Source organism: Aeromonas sp. (genome assembly GCF_051657805.1).
Classification (GTDB): Bacteria; Pseudomonadota; Gammaproteobacteria; order Enterobacterales; family Aeromonadaceae; genus Aeromonas.
On sequence record NZ_JBOFLJ010000008.1, the window covers coordinates 24703 to 45526 of the forward strand.

The window sequence follows — 20824 nt, forward strand, 5'->3', positions numbered from 1 at the left end:
CCACTGACTATAGCAGGGGATTGGTCGGTGGCGTGCCCCGCAGCAGGCTGGCCAGCCGCTCAAGCCCCTCGGCGACCCGGGCGTCGGTGGCCGGTTGGCTCAGGCTCAGGCGTACCCCTTGCGGTGCGGCAAACTGGCCGGCGGCGAAGTGCTCCCCGCTGGCAACCCCGACATCCAGGGCGTTGGCCGCCTCCACGAACTCCTGGCTGCGCCAGGGCTCGGGCAGGGGCAGCCAGGCGTGCATGGAGCCCGGGTGCCAGCGTGCGCCCGGCAACAGGTGGTGCAGCAGCTCACCCCGGCGCGCCAGGATCCGTCTCTGTTGCTCGATAAGGGGCATGATCTGGTGTTGGCTCACCAGCTTGCAGGCGAGCTCGATGAGCAGCGGACTCACCATCCAGCTCGACAGCCGCATGGCCTGGGCGAAGGCGTTGCGAAGGGGAGGCGGGGTCAAGACGAAGCCCACCCTCAGGCCGCCGCAGGCGATCTTGGCCAGGCTGCCGAGGTAAATGACCCGCTCCGGCGCCAGATTGACCATGGGGGGCAACGAGGTCTCCGGCAGCAGGCCGTTCACGTCGTCCTCGACGATCAGCAGATCGTGGCGGCGGGCGATGGCGACTATGGCTTCCCGCCGCGCCAGGCTCATCACCGCCGTGGTGGGATTTTGCAGGGTGGGGGTGAGGTAGAGCAGCTTGGCCCGACGCTGGCGGCAGGCCGCGTCCAGGGCCGCCGGGATCAGCCCCTCCTCGTCGAGCGGCAGTCCCACCACCTGGTTCTTCAACTGACGGGCGTTGCCCAGCATGCCCGGGTAGCTGAGCCCCTCGCACAATATGGTCTCCCCCACACAGCCGGTGGCGAGCAGGGCCAGCATGATGCCGTGCTGGGCACCGTGGCTGAACAGCAGGTGATCCTCCCGACACTGGACCCCCAGGGTCGTGAGCCAGTCGACGAACAGCTGACGCTGGGCAGGCCGCCCCGCCTCCTTGTCATAGCCGAGCAGGGCGTTGAGATCCCCCTGCGCCAGCTCCAGCAGCATGGGCTTGATGATGGCGGCCCGATCCAGCGGGATCGGCAGGTTCTGCCACAGCTCGATGCGCTGGTTGTCTTCGTTGCGGATCACCCACTCGTTGACCGGATCCACCAGGCCCCTGACCCAGGTGCCATGGCCGACCCGGGCCGCCAGCAGGCCGCGCCGCTCCGCCTCCGAGTAGGCGCGGGTGACGGTACCGACCGTGACCCCGAGCTGGTCTGCCAGCGCCCTGTGGGTCGGCAGCCGGGTCTCCGGGGCCAGGGTGCCATCGTGAATGGCTCGCTCTATGGCCTTGACCAGTTTCAGATAGAGGGGGCCCTCGAAGCTGTCGAGGTGGGGAGTCCAGATTGTCATGGTGACAATAAATCCATTGATCGGCTAATTGTCTCAATATAGCGTGATTGTCAGCCACAAAACAACATAAACGGTCACATTGTATCGATACAATGTGGTTCAAGGAGAGAAGACAATGACCATAGAATGGTATGCCACCCTGTTTGGCTTCGCCCTGCTCACCTGCGGCACCCCGGGCCCCAACAACCTCATGCTGACGGCGTCCGGTGCCAACTTCGGGGTACGCCGCACCCTGCCACACCTGCTCGGGGTGACGGTGGGTCAGCCGGTGCTGCAACTGGTACTGGCGCTCGGCTTTTATCCGCTGTTCGAACGCTGGCCCCTGCTCAAGCTGAGCCTGCAGGTGCTGGGCAGCCTCTATCTGCTGTGGCTCGCCTGGCGAATCGCCGTGGCCGGGGCACCCGGCGATCCGGCGCGACGTTCCCGTCCGCTGACCCTGCTGGAGGGGCTGGGCTTCCAGTTTCTCAACCCCAAGGCCTGGATGATGGGGATCTCCGCCATCAGCCTGTTCAGCCTGCCGGGCAGCGATTACTGGCCGAGCCTGTGGGGCATTATGTCCGTCTTCCCCATGGCGGGGCTGCCGGTCTGCTTCGCCTGGGTGCTGTTCGGTCATCAGCTCAGCCGCTGGATCAACTCGGACAAGGGTTGGCGTCGCCTCAACGGCAGCCTGGGCGCGCTGACGGCGCTCTGTGTGGTGATGCTCTGGTATTAATGATTGCTTGGTTATTTATGCGAAGAAAATGCATCGGTGAGCTTGTGGTCGGGGGGCGGGCTCTGCATATTAAGAGGCTTGCCGTAACACATCGAGGTTGAGATGGATCTGAACTGGTTGCTTCCCCTGGCGGGCTTTGCCCTGATCACCTGCGGTACGCCTGGGCCCAACAACATGCTGCTCACCAGCGCAGGGGCCGCCCAGGGCTTTCGCCGCTCCCTGCCCCTGCTGGTGGGGGTGGTGGGGGGCATCAACCTGATGATCCTGGCCACGGCGCTGGGGCTCGGCGTGGTGTTCGAGAAGCTGCCGCTGCTGCACGATGGACTGAAGCTCATCGGCTCGGCCTATCTGCTCTGGCTGGCCTGGAAGGTGGCCACCGCCAGCGGCCCGGCGGAAGGCAACCGGCCCCTGATCCCGGCCCATCAAGGGGCCATGTTGCAACTGCTCAACCCCAAGGCCTGGATGATGGCGCTCTCCGCCATCAGCGGTTTCACCCTGGCGGGGGAGGCTTACTGGCCCTCCGCCAGCTGGGTGCTCGGTACCTTCTTCATTACCGGCCTCTACACCGGTGCCTTCTGGGTGTTGTTCGGCGCTCAGGTGCGCCGTCTCATCCGCACCGCCAGGGGCTGGCGTCGTTTTAACCTTGGCATGGGGATCGCCACGGCGGCCTGCGTGCTGATGATCTGGATCTAGGTCTTCGGACCTGCCCGTCTGTCTTGTTGGCCCTGCGGGGCCTTTTTTGTCTGTCGTGCTGGCGGCTCTGTCGCCCGTGCTGGAGGAGTGACTATGAAGTGTATCGGTCTGCTGGGTGGCATGAGCTGGGAGTCCACCGTCAGTTACTACCAGGCCCTCAACCGGGGCGTGCGGGAGCGGCTCGGGGGCCTGCACTCCGCCAGGGTGCTGCTCAACAGCGTGGATTTTGCCGAGATAGAGCGGCTGCAGCACGCCGGTGACTGGCCCGCCACTGCGTGCCTGCTGAGTGTGGCCGCCCGGGACCTGCAGGCCGGTGGCGCGGACTTCCTGCTGATAGGCACCAACACCATGCACAAGGTGGCCCCGGAGATAGAAGCCGCCATCGAGATCCCCTTGCTGCATATCGCCGACGCCACCGCCAGGCGTCTGGTGGCGGACGGGGTGAAGCGAGTCGGCCTGCTCGGCACCCGCTTCACCATGGAGCAGGCGTTCTACAAGGGGCGGCTGGAGGAGCAGTTCGGATTGGAGGTGCTGGTGCCGCCGGAGGCGGAGCGGGAGTTGGTGCACCGCATCATCTACGACGAGCTCTGCCTGGGAGAGGTGCGCGGCGCCTCCCGTGCCGAGTATCTGGCCATCATCGCCGGACTGGCCGAGGCGGGCGTCGAGGCGGTTATTCTGGGTTGTACCGAAATCGCCCTGCTGGTGGGGGATGCCAAGGCCGCGGTGCCGCTCTACGATACCACGGCCATCCACGCCGAGGCGGCGGTGGAGTGGGCGCTGGCCTGAGAGCCGTTGCCGGAACAGGACACGAACAGAGCATAAAAAAGAGGCGCCGATGCGCCTCTTTTTGCTGTTGGGAAATAGCTTCGCTGGGCAGGTTTCTCTTAAACCTGGCTCTGCTTAAACGTGGCTATACATGGCCTCGATCTCGCTCTGGTACTTGGCCTCGATGATCTTGCGGCGCAGCTTCATGGTGGGGGTGATCTCCCCCAGTTCCATGGAGAAGGCGCTCGGCAGCAGGGTGAACTTCTTCACCTGCTCGAACTTGGCCAGCTCCTGCTGCAGTTCGTGAATGCGCGACTCGAAGAACTCCACCACCCGGGAGTGGCGCAGCAGCTCGGTCTTGCACTGGTACTGCAGGTTGATGGAGCGGGCGTACTCCTCCAGGGACTCGAAGCAGGGCACGATCAGCGCCGACACGAAGTGGCGGGCGTCGGCGACGATGGCGATCTGCTCGATGAAGCGATCCTTGCCGAGGGTCCCTTCCACCAGTTGCGGGGCCACGTACTTGCCGTTGGAGGTCTTCATCAGCTCTTTCAGGCGCTCGGTGAAGTAGATGTTGCCCTTGGCATCCAGCTCGCCCGCATCGCCGGTGCGCAGGAAGCCATCCTGGGTCATCACCTCGGCGGTGGCCTCCGGCTTGTTGTAGTAGCCGCGCATCACGGTGGGGGAGCGCACCAGCAGCTCGTTGTTCTCGCCGAGTTTCACCTCTATGCCGCGTAGGGCGGTGCCGATGGATCCCAGCTGGAACTGGCTCTCCTCGTAGCAGCAGACGGTGGCCGTGGTCTCTGTCATGCCGTAGCCATATTTCAGATTGAGCCCCATGGCCTGGAAGAAGAGGTTCACGTCGTCCGCGAGGCGGGCACCCGCCACCGGCAGGAAGCGGGTACGGCCGCCGAAGCGGGCCCGCAGCTTGCGAAACACCAGGCGCTCGGCCAGGGCGAGCTGGAGATAGAGCAGGGGGGAGGCGGATTTGCCCGCCTGACGGGTCTGCACCATCTGCTTGCCGACCCGGGTGGCCCAGCCGAACAGGGCGCGGCGCAGGCGCGGGGCCTGGGCGACCCTGGCCTGGATCATGGCGTAGGCCTTCTCGTAGAGGCGCGGCACGGCGCACATCACGGTGGGCTGCACCTCGCCGATGACGTCCATCACCTTCTGGGGATCGCGGATGTAGACGTTCTCGGCGCCGCAATAGAGCACGTAGTAGGTCCAGGCGCGCTCGAACACGTGGCTGAGCGGCAGCATGCAGAGCGACACGTCCTGCTCGCCGAGATCCAGCCGGCTGTCGTGCATCTCGAAGCAGGCGGCGATGTTCGCAAAATCGAGCATGACCCCCTTGGGTTCACCCGTGGTGCCCGAGGTGTAGATGAGGGTCAGCAGGTCATCCATGCGGTACTGCTGCTCACGCTCGCACAGCACCTGTTCGCTTGGCTGGTGGTTGCCGGAGGAGAGGAAGTTTTGGAAGTGGCTGGCCTGCTCGCAGCCACGCAGATCGACGGCGCCGTCCAGGGTGACGATCTGGCTGATCTCGCCTTCATTCAACAAGACGATCGCCTGATCGAACTGGGGCTGCTCGCCGACGAACAGCAGCTTGATGCCGGCGTCTTTGACGATGTAGCGCAGCTGCTCCAGGGTGCTGGTGGGGTAGATGGGCACGCTGACGCCGCGGGCGGCCAGGATGCCGAGATCGGCCTGGGTCCACTCCGGCATGTTGCGGGCATAGATGCCGACCATCTCGGTGGGCTGGTGGCCGGCGCGGATCAGGGCCTGGGCACAATAGTCCATGGCCTGACCCAGAGTACGCCAGCCGATGGCACGCCATTGGCCATCCTGCTGGACAAGCAGGGCGGCCTTGTTGCCAAGGCGGGCAATGCGTTCACGCATCAGTCGAACCAGATGAAACTGCGACATCGTCAATCATCCTCACATAACAGTTGTACGCCCGCAGGGGGCTTTCAAAACCGGGCTGGAGTTTAAACTCTAGCATTACGGCTTACAAGTGTTCGCTGTTTGTCCTGGATCACAAAGTCGTCAAGTTGACGGGAGTCAGGCATGATGGGGCGAGTGTTCGGATTCGTTCAGAGAGGGGAGCTATGAGTATCGGATTCAAGAGCCTCATCACGGGCGCCTTACTGGTACTGGCGGGGGCGGGCGCACTCTGGTACGCCCTGGGCGGGCCGGCGGGGGAGGATAACCCCTGGCTGAGCGGCGCCGAGGGGTATGAGCAGGGTCAGGCCCGGGCGCTGCAGACCGGCTATCCCCTGCTCTATGTGATAGAGAGCGCCAAGTGTCGACGCTGCGCTCAGCTGGATGCCCGGCTGTGGCGCGACCCCGGGATGCAATCCTCCCTGGCCGAGCTGGTGAAGGTGAGACTCAACCCGGATGCGGGGGATGGCAGCGCCCACATACTGCGCCGTTTCCCCAAGGTCGGGACCCTGCCCGGCGTCTATCTCCAGCGCCCCGGCGAGCCCTTGCGGCCCATCAACATAGAGGTGAAGGAGCGGCAGATCTGGATGCCCGGCGTCACCTATGCGCGGGGCTTCTTCATGCCCCTCTCCGCCGAGGGGTTCGACGCCGTGGTGCGGGTCACCCTCAGCCTCGAGGATGAGGCCATCGACAATGCGCCCCTGCCCTGAGGGGCGCCAAATTGGGATGGCGAGCCGCCGTCATCGCCTCGATGGGCACAGTGTCGAAGGGGCCTGGGTTTCTTGATGGGTCGGAGCCTTAACCGAAGTCGAACAGGCGGGACATCAGTACCGCATCTTCCCTGTCCTGGCCGGTGCCATAGTAGTCGGCGCGGCGGCAATACTCGGCAAAGCCCTCGCTCTCGTAGAGGCCGATGGCGGTGGTGTTGCCGGCCCTCACCTCCAGGAACCAGGCTTCCGCCTGCTGGGACTTGCTGCGGGCGAGATACTCCCTGAGCAGCGCCCGCCCCAGCCCCTTGCCCTGAAAGTCCGGGTGCACGCAGATGTTCATCAGCGAGCTGTCCCCCGCCACCAGATCCGAGATATAGAAACCCGCCGGGCGATCGTTTACCAGCATCAGGCCGTTCAGATAGCGGGGCCCGAAGCAGGAGAGCAGGTTGGCCTGGCTCCACGGCTCCTTGTGGGCGGCCTGCTCTATGGGGTAGATGAGCGCGAAGTCGCGTTCGATCAGGGGGCGGAAGGTGGGGGTGAGGTCAGACATGGGGACTCCGGGCAGATCGGCAACTTGCGCGAGGGGCGACAAGCGTGGGAAAGGGGGCGGCGCTAGCCGTGATGCGTCGCCGTTTAGCCGGGCAGGCGCTGGCGGCACTGTTGCCAGAGGGCACGTTTGTGGGCCGCATCCGGCTTGATCGGGCAGACCAGGGCATCGGGCCAGCGGGGATCCGGCGCCGTCAGCCAGAGCAGGGGTGGTGTCACCCCCTCGGGCAGGGCGCCGATCAGGGAGACGTCTTTCGCCTCGAGGCCGAGCAACCGGCAGAGATCCCCCAGCAGGGCCGGGGAGGGCAGGGCCTCGGCCAGCAGCCAGAGCTTGCCGCTCGGGATGGGCACGGCCGGCGTGTCGAGGGCGACGTCCGGCTGGTGCGCCGCCAAGGAGGCCGCATCCTCCGCGCCCTTGGTCCCACCCAGCAGGGCCGGGGCTCTGAGTTGCCAGCTCTGTATGCCCATCCGGGTCAGGATGCGCTGACGCAACGGGTCCAGCAGGGGATCTTGCATGGGGAAGGCTCACTCTTGATCTGCATTGGGGTAAATTCTGATGCGCAGAGTACACTCTCGCGGCTCCTGCTGCACCCATTTGCAACTAGATGTGCGCCGTCAGGATCGCTATGTTAATCAGGTGTCCCGGCCGGGTGTGGCGGGGATACACAATCAGACAGACCAACAGCGTGGGGCGGGGCCAGAGGCCGGCCGTCGTCACCACGGATGATGAGCCAGCTTCGGAAACCCTGCCTATGCCGCCTTTAGCCCAGAATACAGTTCGTACCGCCCCCATTCATGAGCGCCTGCCGAGGTTGCTGGCCGCCCTCGGGGAAGGGTTGTACGAGCGGCAGGATGCCTTGCGGCTCGGGCTGCTGGCGGCACTGTCCGGTGAGAGCGTCTTCCTGCTGGGCCCTCCCGGCATCGCCAAGAGCCTGATCGCGCGGCGCCTCAAGCTCGCCTTCTTCGATGCCCGCCACTTCGAATACCTGATGACCCGCTTCAGCACCCCGGAGGAGGTGTTCGGCCCCCTCTCCATCCAGGCCCTGAAGGAGGATGGCAAGTACCTGCGCCTGACCCGCGGCTACCTGCCGGAGGCCGAGGTGGTGTTCCTCGACGAGATCTGGAAGGCGGGCCCGGCCATCCTCAACACCCTGCTCACCGCCATCAACGAGCGGCAGTTCCGCAACGGCGACAGCCAGCATCCCATCCCCATGCGGCTGCTGGTGACCGCCTCCAACGAACTGCCCGCGCCGGACAGCGGCCTGGAGGCGCTCTACGATCGCATGCTGGTGCGGATCTGGATGGACAGGGTGCAGGAGAAATCCAACTTCCAGGCCATGCTGGCGAGCGACGGCCACTCGGGGCAGAATCTCCCCCCCTCTGTACAGATCCACGGCGAGGAGTATGCGGCCTGGCAGGAGCAGATCGAGCAGGTACGCCTGCCGGACGCCTGCTTCGAGCTCATCTATCAGTTGCGCCAGCAGCTCGACAGCCAGCTAGGCCACGGCTGCTATGTGTCGGATCGGCGCTGGAAGAAGGCCGTCAGACTCATCAAGGCGAGCGCCTTCTTCAACGGTCGCGACGAGGTGGCGCCGCTGGATCTGCTGCTGTTCAAGGATTGCCTCTGGCACGATGAGGCCTCCCGCACCGCCCTGCTGGAGATGATCGGCGAGTTCTCCCGCCTCTACGGCTATCAGCAACTGGCCATGACCCGTCAGTTGCTCTCCCTGCGCGAACAGTTCAAGCAGCTGCGGGGGGCCGTGGCCCAGCGCCTCGGCTGCAAGGCCGTCAAGCGCAAGCAGTGGTTCGGGCGCCGCGCCCGCGGCACTCAACTACCCCTGCTCAACGCCAAGCCCTTCGGCAAGCAGGTGCATTTTCACCTGCTCACCCCGGCCCCCCTGGATGGCGGGGATCCGGAGCGGCTGACCGAGACCCTCACCTTCGATCGCACCCTGCTCTCCCACTGGCATCCCACCGGCGAGGCCCTGGTGGGCTGGCAGCTCGGCAACCCCAAGGAGGGGCACTACGAGCTGGTGCTGGACGATCAGCTCCGCCTGCACGTGCTGGACATTCAGCGTCAGCCCATGCCTCTGGTGCTGGTGGAACGCACCCCCATACCGGCGCTGGTGATCGAACCCTGGCAGGGGGAGCTGGATGAACTGGCCAATCAGGTGGGCCGGGTGCAGCAGAGCCTCAGGGGGCAGCGCGCCCTGTTCGAGCGCCACCAGCAGCACCTGTTCATCGGAGCCCACTGGTTGCAGCAGGTGGAGGACAGCTTCTTCGTGTTGAACCGGGATCTGGACTTGTTGCGCGGCGAGCTGCTGCAGTGGCGCGAGCGTCTGCCCAGGCTGGATGCCTGATGGGACTCAGTACTGAAAACTCACGTGTTGGCAAACAAAAGATGATGCCGGTTTGCTGTCGGCAGCGTGATGTCTGCCAGCCATCCCGGATCTCGGGGGCCTTATGCTAGAGATCGGCATGATGGATCTCGGGCTCCTCATCGGCGAAGGGGAGCTGGCGGGGGAGATGGCGCTGCTGCTGGCCTCCACCCCCAAGATCTCCGAATTCCTCAAGCGCTCCCCCCTGCAGGGCAGGCTGCTCAAGAAGCGCATCCAGCACTGGAGCGAGCAGCTCGGCGAGGAGATGCGCCACAAGCAGGTGCCGGTGGCCCTCGAGCAGGAGTACCGCCTCTATCAGGCCCATCGCCAGCTTCCTTTGCCGGAGCTGGTGGGCAGGCTGCCCGCCCTGCTGGAGGCGCTGGATCAGCACAGCCCCTTCGCCGGCGATGCCCGCAGCCTGGTTCGCCAGATCATGGCGCAACCCACCGAGGGTCTGCGCCAGCTGTTTATCGAGAAGTGGCGCTCCAGCCTGGTGGGCAGCCTGCTGCAGTTGCAGCAGCAGATCGCCGAGGCGGAGCGGGAGAAGCAGCGCCAGGAGATAGAGGATCAGCTGCTGGCGAACCGCACCCTGGCCGATGCGCTGGATCCGCACCAGATCTCGGCGGGGGGACTCTGGGATCTGGCCCAGGGCAGCTGGCACAAGCGCAGCCTGGTGCTGGTCAAGCAGTATGCCCGCATGTTGCAACGCGAGCCCCTGCTGACGGAGATCGCCGCCCTGCTCGGGCGCAGCGAGCGGGACAGGCGCGCCAATGCCCCGACCCAGCCGCCGGTGCCGATGCATGAGCTCGAGGAGGTGCAGACCGACGATGTACCGGACGATCTGGTGGGGGTGCACCCGGCCAGCGACCTGATGCGCTTGCTGCCGAGCGAGGCGGTGATGCTGGCCCTGCCGGAGCTGGAGCTGGAGTTCTATCGCCGCTACCTGGAGCGGCGTCTGCTGAGTTATCAGTCGCGGGGCACTCTGCCTCGCCAGCGCCTGATGCTGCGCACCCCGGAGCAGGGGGGGCAGGAGCTGCAGCCCCGTGGCCCCTTCATCGTCTGCGTGGATACCTCGGGCTCCATGGGGGGCTATCCGGAGGAGTGTGCCAAGGCGCTGTTCCTGGCCCTGCTCAAGCTGGCCATGGACGAGAAGCGGGGCTGCTACCTCATGCTGTTTTCCACCGAGGTGGCGACGCTGGAGATCACCGCCGACACAGGCCTCGACAAGGCGGAGCGCTTCCTCTCCATGAGTTTCCACGGCGGCACCGATCTGGTGCCCTGCCTGGAGCAGGCCCTGGCCCAGCTGGAGCAGCCGGATTTTGCCAAGGCGGATGTGCTGGTGGTCTCCGACTTCATCGCCCAGAGCCTGCCGCACTCCCTGCTGGACAAGATGAACGCGAGACGCAGGCAGGAGACCCGCTTCCACGCGGTGGCCATGTCCCGCCACGCCAAGCAGGCGATCCTGCGGGTGTTCGATAACAGCTGGTTGCTCGATTGCGGTCTGCGCGGCCGCCTGCTCAGGCGCTGGCAGCGCACCTGAGCGGGAGCCGACTCAGTGGGGGATGATCTGGTGGTGGAGCCCCCGCTCGTTGACCTGCTCCTGATCCAGCAGGGGCTGGCCGCTCGGGGTGGCGATGTGGAAGCCCCGCTTGCCACCCCGCTTGACCTGGTACATGGCCTGATCCGCCCGGGCCAGGGCCGTGCTGAAATCGTCCTGGGGCCGGATGGCCGCTATCCCCATGCTGAGCCCCACGCTCGCCTCCCCGTTGGGTAGCTCGAACGGGGTGGCGATGGCGTTGATGCACTGACGGGCCAGGTGGCTGGTGCGGGGATCCTCGCTCGGCCAGGGCAGCAGCAGCACGAACTCGTCACCGCCGAGGCGGCCCAGGGTCACCGTCTCGTCGCAGCACTGCTTCAGGCGCAGGCTGAGGGAGACCAGCAGCTCGTCACCGGCACGGTGGCCCAGGTTGTCGTTCACCTGCTTGAAGTCGTCGAGATCGATAAAGCAGATGGCCTCAAATGCCTGGGGGAACTGGCGCTGCAGGGCGGTGCGGTTGAGCAGGCCGGTGAGGGGATCCCTGTGGGCGAGGCGGGCCAGCTGCTGCTCGTACTCCTTCTCGTGGGTGATGTCGATGTGGGTACCCATCACCCGTAGTGGATTGCCCTGCTCATCCCGCTCCACCACCCGGCCCCTGTCCAGCACCCAGGTGACCTTGCCGTCTTTGGCCAGCATGCGGTGCATGACCTGATAGAAGGGACTCTTGCCCGCCAGGTGATCGAAGAAGGCCTGCAACACCCGCTCCCTGTCCTCCGGGTGCAGGTGATCGCGCCAGACGTCGAAGTGGGCCGACAGCTCCTTGGGCTGGTACCCCAGCATGGAGCCCCAGCGCCGGTTGAAGATGATGAGCTTGCCGCTCGACACATGGTTCTGCCAGATGCACAGGCCGGTGCCGTCCATGGCGGCATCCAGTTTCTCCCGGGCATCCTCGGCGATCCGCTTCAGGCGCTCGTTCTCCAGCAGCAGCCTGTCATAGGCGGCCTGCAGCTCCTCGTGACTCATCATCCCTTCATCCCTCGTCTGAACCTGCCTATAGTCGATGCTGATTTTCCTTCTGTAAAGAATGAGATAGCAGGAGTGAGCCCCGAGGCGTGATGGATTATCCCGAGGGCCGCCGGCTGTGCCTGCACGGCAAGGAGGGATATGATTGAGGCAATGGGCGCGGTATCCGCGCCATCCAATGGGGAGACAGAGTCGGCATGAAGAGCCTGATGAGCTGGAGTCTGCTGTTATGGCTGGGGGTGGCCCCGGCCCTGCTCCGGGCGGCAGAACCGCCCCTTGGCGGACCCGAATTGTCCCGGGAGCTGCAACAGCTGGAAGACGAGACGCCCCCCCAGCGGGAGTTTCGTCGCCGGGTGGCGGCCCTCGCCGCACAGCGGGATCAATACCCCGCCGAGGCTCAGGGGCGCATCGCCCGGCTGCAGTGCTGGGCCAGGCCCGCCGAGCGGGACGAGGAGTTCCAGCAGGCGGTGCAGTTTGCCGATGGGGAGCTGGACTGGGCCCGTGGCCGCAAGGATCGGGTCAGCGAGAGCGGTCTGCTCGCCTGCCGTGGCTATCACCAGCAGCTGCTCGGCAACATGGACGAGGCGCGCGAGGATTACGACGCCGCGCTGACCCTGGCACGCCGGCTCGGGGATGAGCGGCAGCGGGCCGACATTCTCAGCCTGCGCGGCGAGATGTACTCCTATCAGGGGGAGCTGGCGGAAGGGCTGATGGAGCTGATGGACTCACATCGTCGTTACGAGGCGCTCGGGCTGGAGACCAAGGGGCGCGAGGTGCTGGCCAGGATCGCCAACGCCTACCGCCGTATGGGGCTCTACGAGCGGGCCCAGAGTTACTTTCAGGAGCTGGAGCACGACTACAGGGTACAGGGGGACGAGGAGCATCTGGTGGATATCCATACCCAGCAGGGGCTGCTCTATGTGGAGACCGGGGACTATGCGCGGGCCCTGCCGCTGATGGCTGAGGCCGAGCTCTACTATCTCGGCCAGCAGCAGGACGGGATGCTGGCCTGGACCCGGATCGAGATGGCCACAGTCCTGCTCAATCAGGGCAAGACGGAGCAGGCCATGGCCAAGCTGGAGCAGGCTGCATCCCTGCTGCACCAGCAGGGAAAGGGGGCGGACAGCGTGACCCGGGGTCACTGGTACATCGTCATGGCCACGGCGCTGGACGCCATGGGCAAACCGGCGGAGGCGCTGCGCTACCTGGATCAGGCCGAGCCCATCTTCGCCAAGGAGCAGAATCTGCGCTTCCTGGCCTGGGTGCACGAGGTGCGGGCCCGGGTGCTGGAGCGGCAGGGGCGGATCAGGGAGGCCCTGGCCAACCTCAAGCTGTATGTGAAGACCAAGCAGGCACTCGAGAAGATGCTGCAAGAGCAGCGCTCCCTGCAGATGCGCTTCGAGTTCGATCTGGCCCGCAAGGAGCTGGAGAACCAGACCCTGAGATCCAATCAGCAGTTGCAGGCAGAGAAGCTCAAGCAGCTGCAGGAGCGCCGTTACTGGCAGTATCTGGTGGTGACGCTGCTGGTGCTGGTGATGGGCATCCTGGTCATTCATCAGCGTGGCCGTACCCGCAAGATGCATCGCCTCGCCATGACGGACGAGCTGACCGGCATCCACAACCGGCGCCAGATCCAGGCCAAGGGGCGCAAGTGGTTCAACGAGGCCCGGGAGGGGGGCAAGCCCCTGTGCGTGCTGCTGCTGGACATCGATCACTTCAAGAAGGTCAACGACCGGCTCGGCCATCACGTGGGGGATAGGGTGCTCACCGCCGTGGCCCAGTGCATCGAGGATCAGTTGAGGAGCCTGGACAGGGTCGGGCGCAACGGCGGCGAGGAGTTCCTGGTCTTGCTGCCGGATACCCGGCTCGATGAGGCGGCCGAGGTGGCGGAGCGGATCCGCCAGCAGGTCTCCCTGCTGCGTATCGAGGGGGTACCCGAGGATCACCCCATCCACATCAGCATCGGCTGTGCAGAGTACCGGCCGGAGGACGACAACCTCGGGGAGCTGGTACGCCGCGCCGACGAGGCCATGTATCAGGCCAAGCTGGCGGGGCGCAACCGGGTGGTGAAGGCGGCCTGAGCCCTGCTAGGGTGATTGCGCTCCCGGTGAAGCCGGGCTGGGTATTTTTCACTCGCGCGGGTATAATGCCGCGCAATTTTGCTTTGACTCAGGTGAGAAGACCCATGTAACGCAACGCCTCTCTTTCCCCCACAGGTTGGCCAACTGCCAGCTCGCGTGGCGCCGTTGTGTGCATCCGGGCCTTGAGTCGAAGGCGTATCCCGGATTTATTCCCACGGTGGCTTGAGGCCGCCGCTCAATAGAAGAACGTTGAATTATGTCTGCTGAATTTCTGAGTGAAGTCTCCAAGAGACGCACTTTTGCGATCATCTCGCACCCGGATGCGGGTAAAACCACCATCACCGAGAAAGTCCTGCTGTTCGGACAGGCCATTCAGCGCGCCGGTACCGTCAAGGGCCGTGGCTCGGGCCAGCACGCCAAGTCCGACTGGATGGAGATGGAGAAGCAGCGCGGCATCTCCATCACCACTTCCGTGATGCAGTTCCCCTATGCCGACTGCCTGGTCAACTTGCTGGATACCCCGGGTCACGAGGACTTCTCCGAAGATACCTACCGTACTCTGACGGCGGTGGACTGCTGCCTGATGGTCATCGATGCGGCCAAGGGCGTCGAGGATCGGACCCGCAAGCTGATGGAAGTCACCCGTCTGCGGGACACCCCCATCCTCACCTTCATGAACAAGATGGACCGCGAAGTGCGCGATCCCATGGAGGTCATGGACGAGGTGGAGCGGGAGCTGAAGATCATGTGCGCCCCCATCACCTGGCCCATCAGCTGCGGCAAGTCCTTCAAGGGGGTCTATCACCTCTACAAGGACGAGACCTATCTGTATCAGAGCGGTCAGGGCCACACCATCCAGGAGAAGCGGGTGGTGAAGGGACTGAACAACCCCGAGCTGGACGCGGCCATCGGCGAAGACCTGGCGGCGCAGCTGCGCGGCGAGCTGGAGCTGGTGCAGGGCGCCTCTCCAGAGTTCGATCACGAGGCCTTCATCGCCGGCGAGATGACCCCGGTCTTCTTCGGGACGGCGCTCGGCAACTTCGGCGTCGACCACATGCTGGACGGCCTGACAGACTGGGCACCAGCCCCCATGCCGCGCAAGGCCGAGAGCCGTGAAGTCGAGGCCACCGAGGAGAAATTCTCCGGCTTCGTATTCAAGATCCAGGCGAACATGGATCCCAAGCACCGCGACCGTATCGCCTTCATGCGCGTGGTGTCCGGCACTTACAGCAAGGGCATGAAGATGCGCCACGTGCGCATCGGCAAGGATGTGAACATCTCCGACGCCGTCACCTTCATGGCCGGTGATCGGGAGCAGGCCATCGAGGCCGTCGCGGGCGACATCATAGGCCTGCACAACCACGGCACCATCCAGATCGGCGACACCTTCACCCAGGGTGAGGATCTCAAGTTCACCGGCATCCCGAACTTCGCGCCCGAACTGTTCCGCCGCATCCGCCTGCGCGACCCCCTCAAGCAGAAGCAGCTGCTCAAGGGGCTGGTGCAGCTCTCCGAAGAGGGGGCGGTACAGGTGTTCCGTCCGCTCATCAGCAACGACCTCATCGTCGGTGCGGTCGGTGTGCTGCAGTTCGATGTAGTGGTCTCGCGTCTGAAGAGCGAATACAACGTCGAGGCGCTGTACGAGGCGGTCAACGTCTCCACCGCCCGCTGGGTGGAAGGGACAGACGCCAAGAAGTTCGAGGAGTTCAAGCGCAAGAACGAGGTCAACCTGGCCCTGGATGGCGGTGACAACCTCACCTATATCGCCCCGACCATGGTCAACCTGCGCCTGGCCCAGGAGCGTCACCCCGACGTCCAGTTCCGCCAGACCCGCGAGCACTGATACCCGGGTGCTCGTCCCCCTGGCTGATAATAAGAAGACCCCGCCGTGCGGGGTCTTTTTTATGGGCGTTGCTTCTGACAGGCTGGAGTCCGTTTTCCCTGCCCAAGGAGGGACCTCATGACAACGAGGGCAGGAACCCCGTCGACAGGGGCGGCAAAGGCCTCTATAACAGGGGGTCGCTTCATCATCAGGGAGTTAACTATGTCAACGGAACTGCCCGTCGCGGCGCAACTTGCCGCCTACAATGCCCGGGATCTCGAGGCCTTCCTCGCCTGTTTCGCCGAGTCGTTCAGGGGCTATCGTATGCCCACAGAAAGCCCGAGCACAGTCGGCAAGGAGGCGCTGAGAGCCTTCTATGCGGAACACAGGTTCAACAACCCGGCCCTGAGAGCCGAGCTGCTGTCGCGCACCGTCATGGGCAACAAGGTGTTCGATCACGAGAAGATCCATGGCCTCTCCCCCGAGCCCATCGAGAGCATGGCGGTATTCGAGGTGCAAGAAGGGCTTATCCAGACCGCCTGGTTCTATTTCCCTTCCTGAGCAACCTCATCCAGCCCCTCTTTATTTAGGGGGAGAGGGGGCGCCCGCAGTCTCGTTGTGTGCTCCCTTCTCCACCTTGAGTGAGCATGAGGGGAGAAGGGGGAGGGCATCTCATCCTGCTAGTCCAGTGTCAGCACCATGCAGATCTCGCAGGCATCGTGGCCCGTGCTGCCGAGGGGGCCGGGCAGGTGCTCGAAGCCGAGGGACTCGTAGAGCGCGGTGGCCTCCCGCAGCACGGCCGTGGTCTCCAGATAGCAGCGCTGATAACCGAGAGTTCTGGCCTCGTTCATGGCTTGCAGCACCAGCCGCCGCCCCAGCCCCAGCCCGCGCAGGGCGGGCAGGAAGTACATCTTCTGCAGCTCGCAGATCTCCTCGTCCCCCGCCAGCGGCGCTATGCCACCGCCGCCGAGAATGGCGCCGTCCGGCCCCTCGATGACCCAGTAGCGGCTGCGCTCCCCCTGATAGGTCTCATGGAGAAAATCGAGATTGGGATCCGCCACCCCGTATCCCTTGTCGGCGGTGAGGCCGTATTCGGCGGAGACGGCGCGCACCACGGCGGCGATGGCGGGGTTATCGGCCGGGGTGATGGGGCGAATGCGATAGCCCTGCTGGCGGCGGGCCCGGGAGAGGGCGCTGCGATAGAGGCGAAGGCCTTCCCAGAGCTGCTCGCGCTCCGCCGGGCTGAGCTGGGCCAGGGCCTCAGCCGTGGCGCCGTCCATCTCCTGGTGCAGGGCCAGCAGTTGGGACTGACCGGCGATGGTGAGGCGGGCCTCCTTGCTGCGCCCGTCCGAGGGGTGGGGGTGCCAGCCGATGAGGTCGCGCTCGGCCAAGCGGGCCAGGGGACGGCTGGCGTTGGACTTGTCGATGCGCAGCCGCTCCGCCAGTTGCTGGTTGGTGGCGGGGCCGTTCTCCAGCTCGATCAGCAGGTGAGCCTCGAGGGGGGTCAAAGCCAGGGCGCCGCACTGCTGGGAGAGCATGCCGAGTTCGCGCACGAGATCGCGCGAGAGGGCGCGCAGGGGTCGGGGGTCCATCTGTGATTGTCCTTTTTTGGTTGTCATCAGCAACCAATATAGTCATGTGGTTGTCGATGGCAACTTCTTTTCCAGGGCGACGTTATGGGGTTTGGGGAGGGGCAGGGGAGAGCGGACATAAAAAAGGGCCCGGGAGTTGGGGCCCAAACATTGGAAACCCGCGCCAATGCGCAGATCCCATCCTTGGTCAGTAAGATGGCCCGCCCCCCGCCGGGTTGCTCGTCAGCGGGGAGCGGGCCGGTTGAGTCATGAGGCAATCCAGTGGGCTGATATCAGCCGTTGGCACAGGATGCCAACAGAGGCTTACACCAGCTCGGCCAGCATGGTGTCGGCATAGGGCACCAGGGGCTTGGCCTTCTTCACCTTCTCGAGATAGTCCGGGTTCGCGATGAGGGGGCGACCAATGGCGACGAGATCGAAGCGATCCGCCTTGATGGCGTCGGCTGCACTCTCCGCCGTGTAGTTGCCGACTCCGACCAGGTGGCCGTCGTAGTGGGCGCGCAGGTAGTCGGAGGCGCGGCCATCCAGGTAGTCGAAGGTGAGGCTGTCATCGAAGATGCCGAGGTGCACATAGGCCAGGGTGCGGCCATTGAGCTCGGCCAGCAGGTGGTCGAACACGGCGCGATCCCGCGCGTCCCCCGCCAGGTGCACATAGGCGCCGGGGGAGAGGCGCAGCCCCACCCGCTCGCCACCGATGCGGGCACTGATGGCATCCACCACTTCCAGGGCGAAGCGGCTCATGTTCTCCGGGGTGGCGCCATAGGCGTCGTCCCGCAGGTTGCTGGCATGGTGCAGGAACTGATCGATGAGGTAACCGTTGGCGCCGTGGATCTCCACCCCGTCGAAGCCCGCCTCGATGGCGTTGGCGGCGGCCTGGGCATAATCCTCGATGAGCTGCAGGATCTCGGCCACCGTCAGGGCGCGGGGAACCTGATAGACCAGTTCGCGCATGCGCGGCACCGTGCCCTCATGGGCGACGGCGGACGGAGCCAGCACCTCGGCCTGGTGGAAGAAGGGGTGGGAGAGGCGACCCACGTGCCAGAGCTGGGCGAAGATCTTGCCGCCCCTGGCGTGCACGGCGCTGGTGACTCTCTTCCAGCCTTCTACCTGCTCCTGGCTGTAGAGGCCGGGGGTGTTCGGATAGCCCTGGCCATCCGGGCGGATGATGGTCGCCTCCGATATGATGAGGCCTATGTCGGCGCGGCGCCCATAGTAGGCGGCCATCTGCTCTGTGGGTACCAGGCCAGGTCCCGCCATGCAACGGGTCAGGGGGGCCATCATGAAGCGATTGGCCAGGGTCAGGGTGCCGTTGAGGCGATAGGGTTGAAACAGGGTATCCATGTGCTGCGTCCTGGAGGATGATTCTTGAATGTGCATTCAAGACGCTTTTTGATTTGCACGCAAGTATTTTTTGAGCGAGCATTCATCCCGATTGGTCTTGCCCGCCCCCTCGGGGTAAACTTGCCGCCCTTTTTTGCCCCGGCCCGGGGCCAGTCAAACGGAGATCCCATGCGCATTGCCGAGTTTGACCGGGACCATGTCCTGCGAAGTGCCATGGAGGCGTTTCGCGCCAAGGGTTATGCCAAGACCACCATGCAGGAGCTGGTGGCGGCCACCGGCCTGCATCCGGGCAGCCTCTACGCCGCCTTTGGCAACAAGCGCGGGCTGCTGCTGGCGGCGGTCGATCACTATGTGCAGGAGAAAGGCGCCCAGCGTCGCCGCAGCCTGGAGAGATCCAGCCCCCTTGCCGGTCTGCACGCCTTTTTCACTCAGCTGGTGGACGACGCCCTGCAGGGCTCCTGCCTGGTGACCCGCACCCTGATGGAGCTGGCGGAGCAGGATGAGGAGCTCTACCTGCGCTGCAAGCTCATCTATGGGGAGCTGGAGCGGGATCTCGCGGCGCAGCTGCAACGGGCCAGCGAACAGGGAGAGCTGGCCGCCGGCAGCGACATCCCCACCCTGACCGCCTTCCTGCAGGTCAATATCCAGGGACTTATCACCTTCGCCCAGTGTCGCCCCGATCGCGCTCTGCTGGATGGGGTCGTCAACCAGCTGATGGCGGCCCTGGGCCCCCGCTAAGCCTCGCCAGGCCCGTCGCCGCCGGCCTCTTCGACGGATTTTTTCCCCATCCCTTGCTCTCGCTACCGCCCTCTTCCATCTTCATGGGACAGTGTCAGGGAGCACGCGAACATGGCCAAGTCATCCAAATCCCGGGCGATGCTGTTGCACTTCACCGCCCCCCGTCTCTCCATCGCGGAGCGCTTCGCCGCCGGCAAGGCGCTGCGGGAACAGATCCCCCGCGAAGCCCACGCCCTGCTGCCGGCTCCCGCCCCCGGACGGGATCCCATCGCCGTGCTCAAGGCCCAGGCCCTCACCCGGTTGCAGCGGCTGGTGCCGGTGCGTCATGCCCGCATGCAGGAATCCCCCTTCGCCTTCCTGCGCGGGGCGGCGGCCATCATGGCGGGGGATCTGGTGGCGACCCCCAACACCGGGCTGATGGTGCAGGCCTGCGGTGACATGCACGTGGCCAATATCGGCCTCTATGCCAGCGCCGAGCGCAATCTGGTGATGGCCATCAACGACTTCGACGAGACCCACCTAGGCCCCTGGGAGTGGGATCTCAAGCGCCTCGCCGCCAGCGCCCTGGTAGCGGCGGATTACCTGGGAGCCGACCCGGCGCGCCAGCGGGATGCCGCCCGCATGGTGGCCGCCGGCTATCGCACCAAGCTGCGGGAGTACGGCAAGATGGGCTTTATGGGGGTCTGGTACGACAGGCTGGATCAGGCCTCTGTGCTGGATGCCTTCTCCGCCGATGCCCACAAGCGGGTGGAAGCGAGCTTCGCCAAGGCGCGTGGCCGCGACCATCTGCAGGTGCTCGGCAAGATGACAGATCTGGTGGACGACCAGCACAGGATCCGGGAGATCCACCCCTTCGTCATCCGCGAGACCCACACCGAGGATGGGGAGCCGGTCTACGAGGTGCTCGGGGAGTTGCTGGAGGCCTATCTCGCCTCCCTGCCCGCGGACAGGCGCATACTGCTGCAGCGCTACCGGATCCTGGACGTGGTGCGCAAGGTGGTGGGGGTGGGCAGCGTGGGCACCCGCTGCTGGGTGATCCTGCTGAGCGGGGCGGACGACGATGACCCCCTCTTCCTGCAGGTCAAGGAGGCGCAGCCTTCGGTGCTGGCCCCCTATTTCGACTCGGAGGAGGACAGCGGCAGCCAGGGGCGGCGGGTGGTGCGTGGCCAGCGCCTGATCCAGGGTTCCCCGGACATCTTCCTCGGCTGGTGCGAGCTCAGGGGGCGCCACTTCTACGTGCGCCAGCTGCGGGACATGAAGGGGGGCATCAACATTACCCCGGGGGAGGTCAAGCCCCGCCACTTCGTCGAATACTGCCAGCTCTGCGGCTGGGCCCTGGCGCTGGCCCACGCCAAGTCGGGGGATGCGGCGCAGATCGCCGGCTACCTGGGCAAATCGACCGTGATGGACGAGGCCATCGTCGACTTCGCCGAAGCCTATGGGGAGCGCACCCGGGAGGATCACGCCCGCCTGCTGGCCGCCATCGCCCGCGGCGACCTGCCGGTCGCCAGCGAGGCCCGTTGAACCTGTTGCCCTCAGTCCCATACAAAGCGGCGCTTCCCAG

18 protein-coding genes are annotated in these 20824 nt (G+C 65.2%); 11 read left to right on the forward strand and 7 right to left on the reverse strand.

The features are described from left to right. Positions 1–7: 7 nt before the first annotated feature. Positions 8–1381 (reverse strand): PLP-dependent aminotransferase family protein, encoded by a 1374-nt coding sequence (locus tag ACRCYW_RS02520; protein WP_438548616.1) that lies wholly within the window; start codon positions 1379–1381, stop codon positions 8–10. A 115-nt stretch (positions 1382–1496) separates the two neighbouring features. Here ACRCYW_RS02520 and ACRCYW_RS02525 point away from each other — a divergent pair, with 115 nt between their 5' ends. The 3 genes from ACRCYW_RS02525 (at position 1497) to ACRCYW_RS02535 (ending at position 3572) form a co-directional block, all read left to right on the forward strand. After that, complete coding sequence (locus ACRCYW_RS02525; protein WP_438548617.1) at positions 1497–2093, forward strand: LysE family translocator; 597 nt, start codon at positions 1497–1499, stop codon at positions 2091–2093. 102 nt (positions 2094–2195) lie between these two features. After that, complete coding sequence (locus ACRCYW_RS02530) at positions 2196–2786, forward strand: LysE family translocator (RefSeq protein WP_438548618.1); 591 nt, start codon at positions 2196–2198, stop codon at positions 2784–2786. A gap of 93 nt (positions 2787–2879) precedes the next feature. Continuing rightward, positions 2880–3572 (forward strand): aspartate/glutamate racemase family protein, encoded by a 693-nt coding sequence (locus ACRCYW_RS02535; RefSeq protein WP_438548619.1) that lies wholly within the window; start codon positions 2880–2882, stop codon positions 3570–3572. 114 nt (positions 3573–3686) lie between these two features. On the opposite strand, the gene ACRCYW_RS02540 is transcribed toward ACRCYW_RS02535, so the two are convergent. Next, complete coding sequence (locus ACRCYW_RS02540) at positions 3687–5477, reverse strand: AMP-dependent synthetase/ligase (protein WP_438548620.1); 1791 nt, start codon at positions 5475–5477, stop codon at positions 3687–3689. A 182-nt stretch (positions 5478–5659) separates the two neighbouring features. On the opposite strand from ACRCYW_RS02540, the gene ACRCYW_RS02545 reads away from it, so the two are divergent. After that, a complete protein-coding gene (locus tag ACRCYW_RS02545; protein WP_438548621.1) occupies positions 5660–6202 on the forward strand; it encodes a hypothetical protein in 543 nt (180 codons plus the stop codon). Positions 6203–6290: 88 nt separating this feature from the next. On the opposite strand, the gene rimI is transcribed toward ACRCYW_RS02545, so the two are convergent. Together rimI and ACRCYW_RS02555 are read right to left on the reverse strand one after the other, a co-directional pair. Further along, positions 6291–6752 carry a ribosomal protein S18-alanine N-acetyltransferase gene (gene rimI / locus ACRCYW_RS02550; protein WP_438548622.1) on the reverse strand — a complete coding sequence of 154 codons (462 nt, stop codon included), beginning with the start codon at positions 6750–6752 and terminating at the stop codon, positions 6291–6293. Positions 6753–6835: 83 nt separating this feature from the next. Continuing rightward, positions 6836–7264 (reverse strand): hypothetical protein, encoded by a 429-nt coding sequence (locus ACRCYW_RS02555; protein ID WP_438548623.1) that lies wholly within the window; start codon positions 7262–7264, stop codon positions 6836–6838. Positions 7265–7500: 236 nt separating this feature from the next. Between ACRCYW_RS02555 and ACRCYW_RS02560 the strand changes: the two genes are divergently transcribed. Both ACRCYW_RS02560 and viaA read left to right on the forward strand, forming a co-directional pair. Beyond that, positions 7501–9108: an ATPase RavA domain-containing protein gene (locus ACRCYW_RS02560; protein ID WP_438548624.1), complete on the forward strand. Its 1608-nt coding sequence runs from the start codon at positions 7501–7503 to the stop codon at positions 9106–9108. Positions 9109–9211: 103 nt separating this feature from the next. After that, on the forward strand, positions 9212–10666 hold the full coding sequence (gene viaA, locus ACRCYW_RS02565) for an ATPase RavA stimulator ViaA (RefSeq protein ID WP_438548625.1): 1455 nt from the start codon (positions 9212–9214) through the stop codon (positions 10664–10666). A 12-nt stretch (positions 10667–10678) separates the two neighbouring features. On the opposite strand, the gene ACRCYW_RS02570 is transcribed toward viaA, so the two are convergent. After that, complete coding sequence (locus tag ACRCYW_RS02570) at positions 10679–11686, reverse strand: diguanylate cyclase domain-containing protein (RefSeq protein ID WP_438548648.1); 1008 nt, start codon at positions 11684–11686, stop codon at positions 10679–10681. A gap of 197 nt (positions 11687–11883) precedes the next feature. Here ACRCYW_RS02570 and ACRCYW_RS02575 point away from each other — a divergent pair, with 197 nt between their 5' ends. From ACRCYW_RS02575 to ACRCYW_RS02585, 3 genes are all read left to right on the forward strand, one after another. Further along, positions 11884–13767, forward strand: coding sequence for a diguanylate cyclase (locus ACRCYW_RS02575; protein ID WP_438548626.1), 1884 nt, complete (start codon positions 11884–11886; stop codon positions 13765–13767). A gap of 253 nt (positions 13768–14020) precedes the next feature. Then, positions 14021–15610 (forward strand): peptide chain release factor 3, encoded by a 1590-nt coding sequence (prfC, locus tag ACRCYW_RS02580; protein ID WP_438548649.1) that lies wholly within the window; start codon positions 14021–14023, stop codon positions 15608–15610. A 201-nt stretch (positions 15611–15811) separates the two neighbouring features. Then, the gene (locus tag ACRCYW_RS02585; RefSeq protein WP_438548627.1) at positions 15812–16150 is read left to right on the forward strand and encodes a nuclear transport factor 2 family protein; all 339 of its coding nucleotides are present in this window, start codon (positions 15812–15814) and stop codon (positions 16148–16150) included. Positions 16151–16269: 119 nt separating this feature from the next. Here ACRCYW_RS02585 and ACRCYW_RS02590 read toward each other — a convergent pair whose 3' ends face one another. Continuing rightward, positions 16270–17181, reverse strand: coding sequence for a bifunctional helix-turn-helix transcriptional regulator/GNAT family N-acetyltransferase (locus ACRCYW_RS02590; RefSeq protein WP_438548628.1), 912 nt, complete (start codon positions 17179–17181; stop codon positions 16270–16272). A gap of 303 nt (positions 17182–17484) precedes the next feature. Continuing rightward, the gene (locus ACRCYW_RS02595; RefSeq protein WP_438548629.1) at positions 17485–18522 is read right to left on the reverse strand and encodes an alkene reductase; all 1038 of its coding nucleotides are present in this window, start codon (positions 18520–18522) and stop codon (positions 17485–17487) included. 168 nt (positions 18523–18690) lie between these two features. Between ACRCYW_RS02595 and ACRCYW_RS02600 the strand changes: the two genes are divergently transcribed. Together ACRCYW_RS02600 and ACRCYW_RS02605 are read left to right on the forward strand one after the other, a co-directional pair. Further along, positions 18691–19260, forward strand: coding sequence for a TetR/AcrR family transcriptional regulator (locus tag ACRCYW_RS02600; protein WP_438548630.1), 570 nt, complete (start codon positions 18691–18693; stop codon positions 19258–19260). Positions 19261–19371: 111 nt separating this feature from the next. Next, positions 19372–20784: a DUF2252 domain-containing protein gene (locus ACRCYW_RS02605; RefSeq protein ID WP_438548631.1), complete on the forward strand. Its 1413-nt coding sequence runs from the start codon at positions 19372–19374 to the stop codon at positions 20782–20784. Positions 20785–20824: the final 40 nt, after the last annotated feature.

What these genes read in the sequence shown, in the direction of transcription:
- ACRCYW_RS02535 (WP_438548619.1), top strand. Translation starts at nt 2,880, where the DNA reads ATGAAGTGTATCGGTCTGCTGGGTGGCATGAGCTGGGAGTCCACCGTC.
- ACRCYW_RS02605 (WP_438548631.1), top strand. Translation starts at nt 19,372, where the DNA reads ATGGCCAAGTCATCCAAATCCCGGGCGATGCTGTTGCACTTCACCGCC.
- viaA (WP_438548625.1), top strand. Translation starts at nt 9,212, where the DNA reads ATGCTAGAGATCGGCATGATGGATCTCGGGCTCCTCATCGGCGAAGGG.
- ACRCYW_RS02585 (WP_438548627.1), top strand. Translation starts at nt 15,812, where the DNA reads ATGTCAACGGAACTGCCCGTCGCGGCGCAACTTGCCGCCTACAATGCC.
- ACRCYW_RS02545 (WP_438548621.1), top strand. Translation starts at nt 5,660, where the DNA reads ATGAGTATCGGATTCAAGAGCCTCATCACGGGCGCCTTACTGGTACTG.
- ACRCYW_RS02540 (WP_438548620.1), bottom strand. Translation starts at nt 5,477, where the DNA reads ATGTCGCAGTTTCATCTGGTTCGACTGATGCGTGAACGCATTGCCCGC.
- ACRCYW_RS02555 (WP_438548623.1), bottom strand. Translation starts at nt 7,264, where the DNA reads ATGCAAGATCCCCTGCTGGACCCGTTGCGTCAGCGCATCCTGACCCGG.
- ACRCYW_RS02520 (WP_438548616.1), bottom strand. Translation starts at nt 1,381, where the DNA reads ATGACAATCTGGACTCCCCACCTCGACAGCTTCGAGGGCCCCCTCTAT.
- ACRCYW_RS02525 (WP_438548617.1), top strand. Translation starts at nt 1,497, where the DNA reads ATGACCATAGAATGGTATGCCACCCTGTTTGGCTTCGCCCTGCTCACC.
- rimI (WP_438548622.1), bottom strand. Translation starts at nt 6,752, where the DNA reads ATGTCTGACCTCACCCCCACCTTCCGCCCCCTGATCGAACGCGACTTC.
- ACRCYW_RS02575 (WP_438548626.1), top strand. Translation starts at nt 11,884, where the DNA reads ATGAAGAGCCTGATGAGCTGGAGTCTGCTGTTATGGCTGGGGGTGGCC.
- ACRCYW_RS02570 (WP_438548648.1), bottom strand. Translation starts at nt 11,686, where the DNA reads ATGAGTCACGAGGAGCTGCAGGCCGCCTATGACAGGCTGCTGCTGGAG.
- ACRCYW_RS02530 (WP_438548618.1), top strand. Translation starts at nt 2,196, where the DNA reads ATGGATCTGAACTGGTTGCTTCCCCTGGCGGGCTTTGCCCTGATCACC.
- ACRCYW_RS02560 (WP_438548624.1), top strand. Translation starts at nt 7,501, where the DNA reads ATGCCGCCTTTAGCCCAGAATACAGTTCGTACCGCCCCCATTCATGAG.
- ACRCYW_RS02590 (WP_438548628.1), bottom strand. Translation starts at nt 17,181, where the DNA reads ATGGACCCCCGACCCCTGCGCGCCCTCTCGCGCGATCTCGTGCGCGAA.
- ACRCYW_RS02595 (WP_438548629.1), bottom strand. Translation starts at nt 18,522, where the DNA reads ATGGATACCCTGTTTCAACCCTATCGCCTCAACGGCACCCTGACCCTG.
- ACRCYW_RS02600 (WP_438548630.1), top strand. Translation starts at nt 18,691, where the DNA reads ATGCGCATTGCCGAGTTTGACCGGGACCATGTCCTGCGAAGTGCCATG.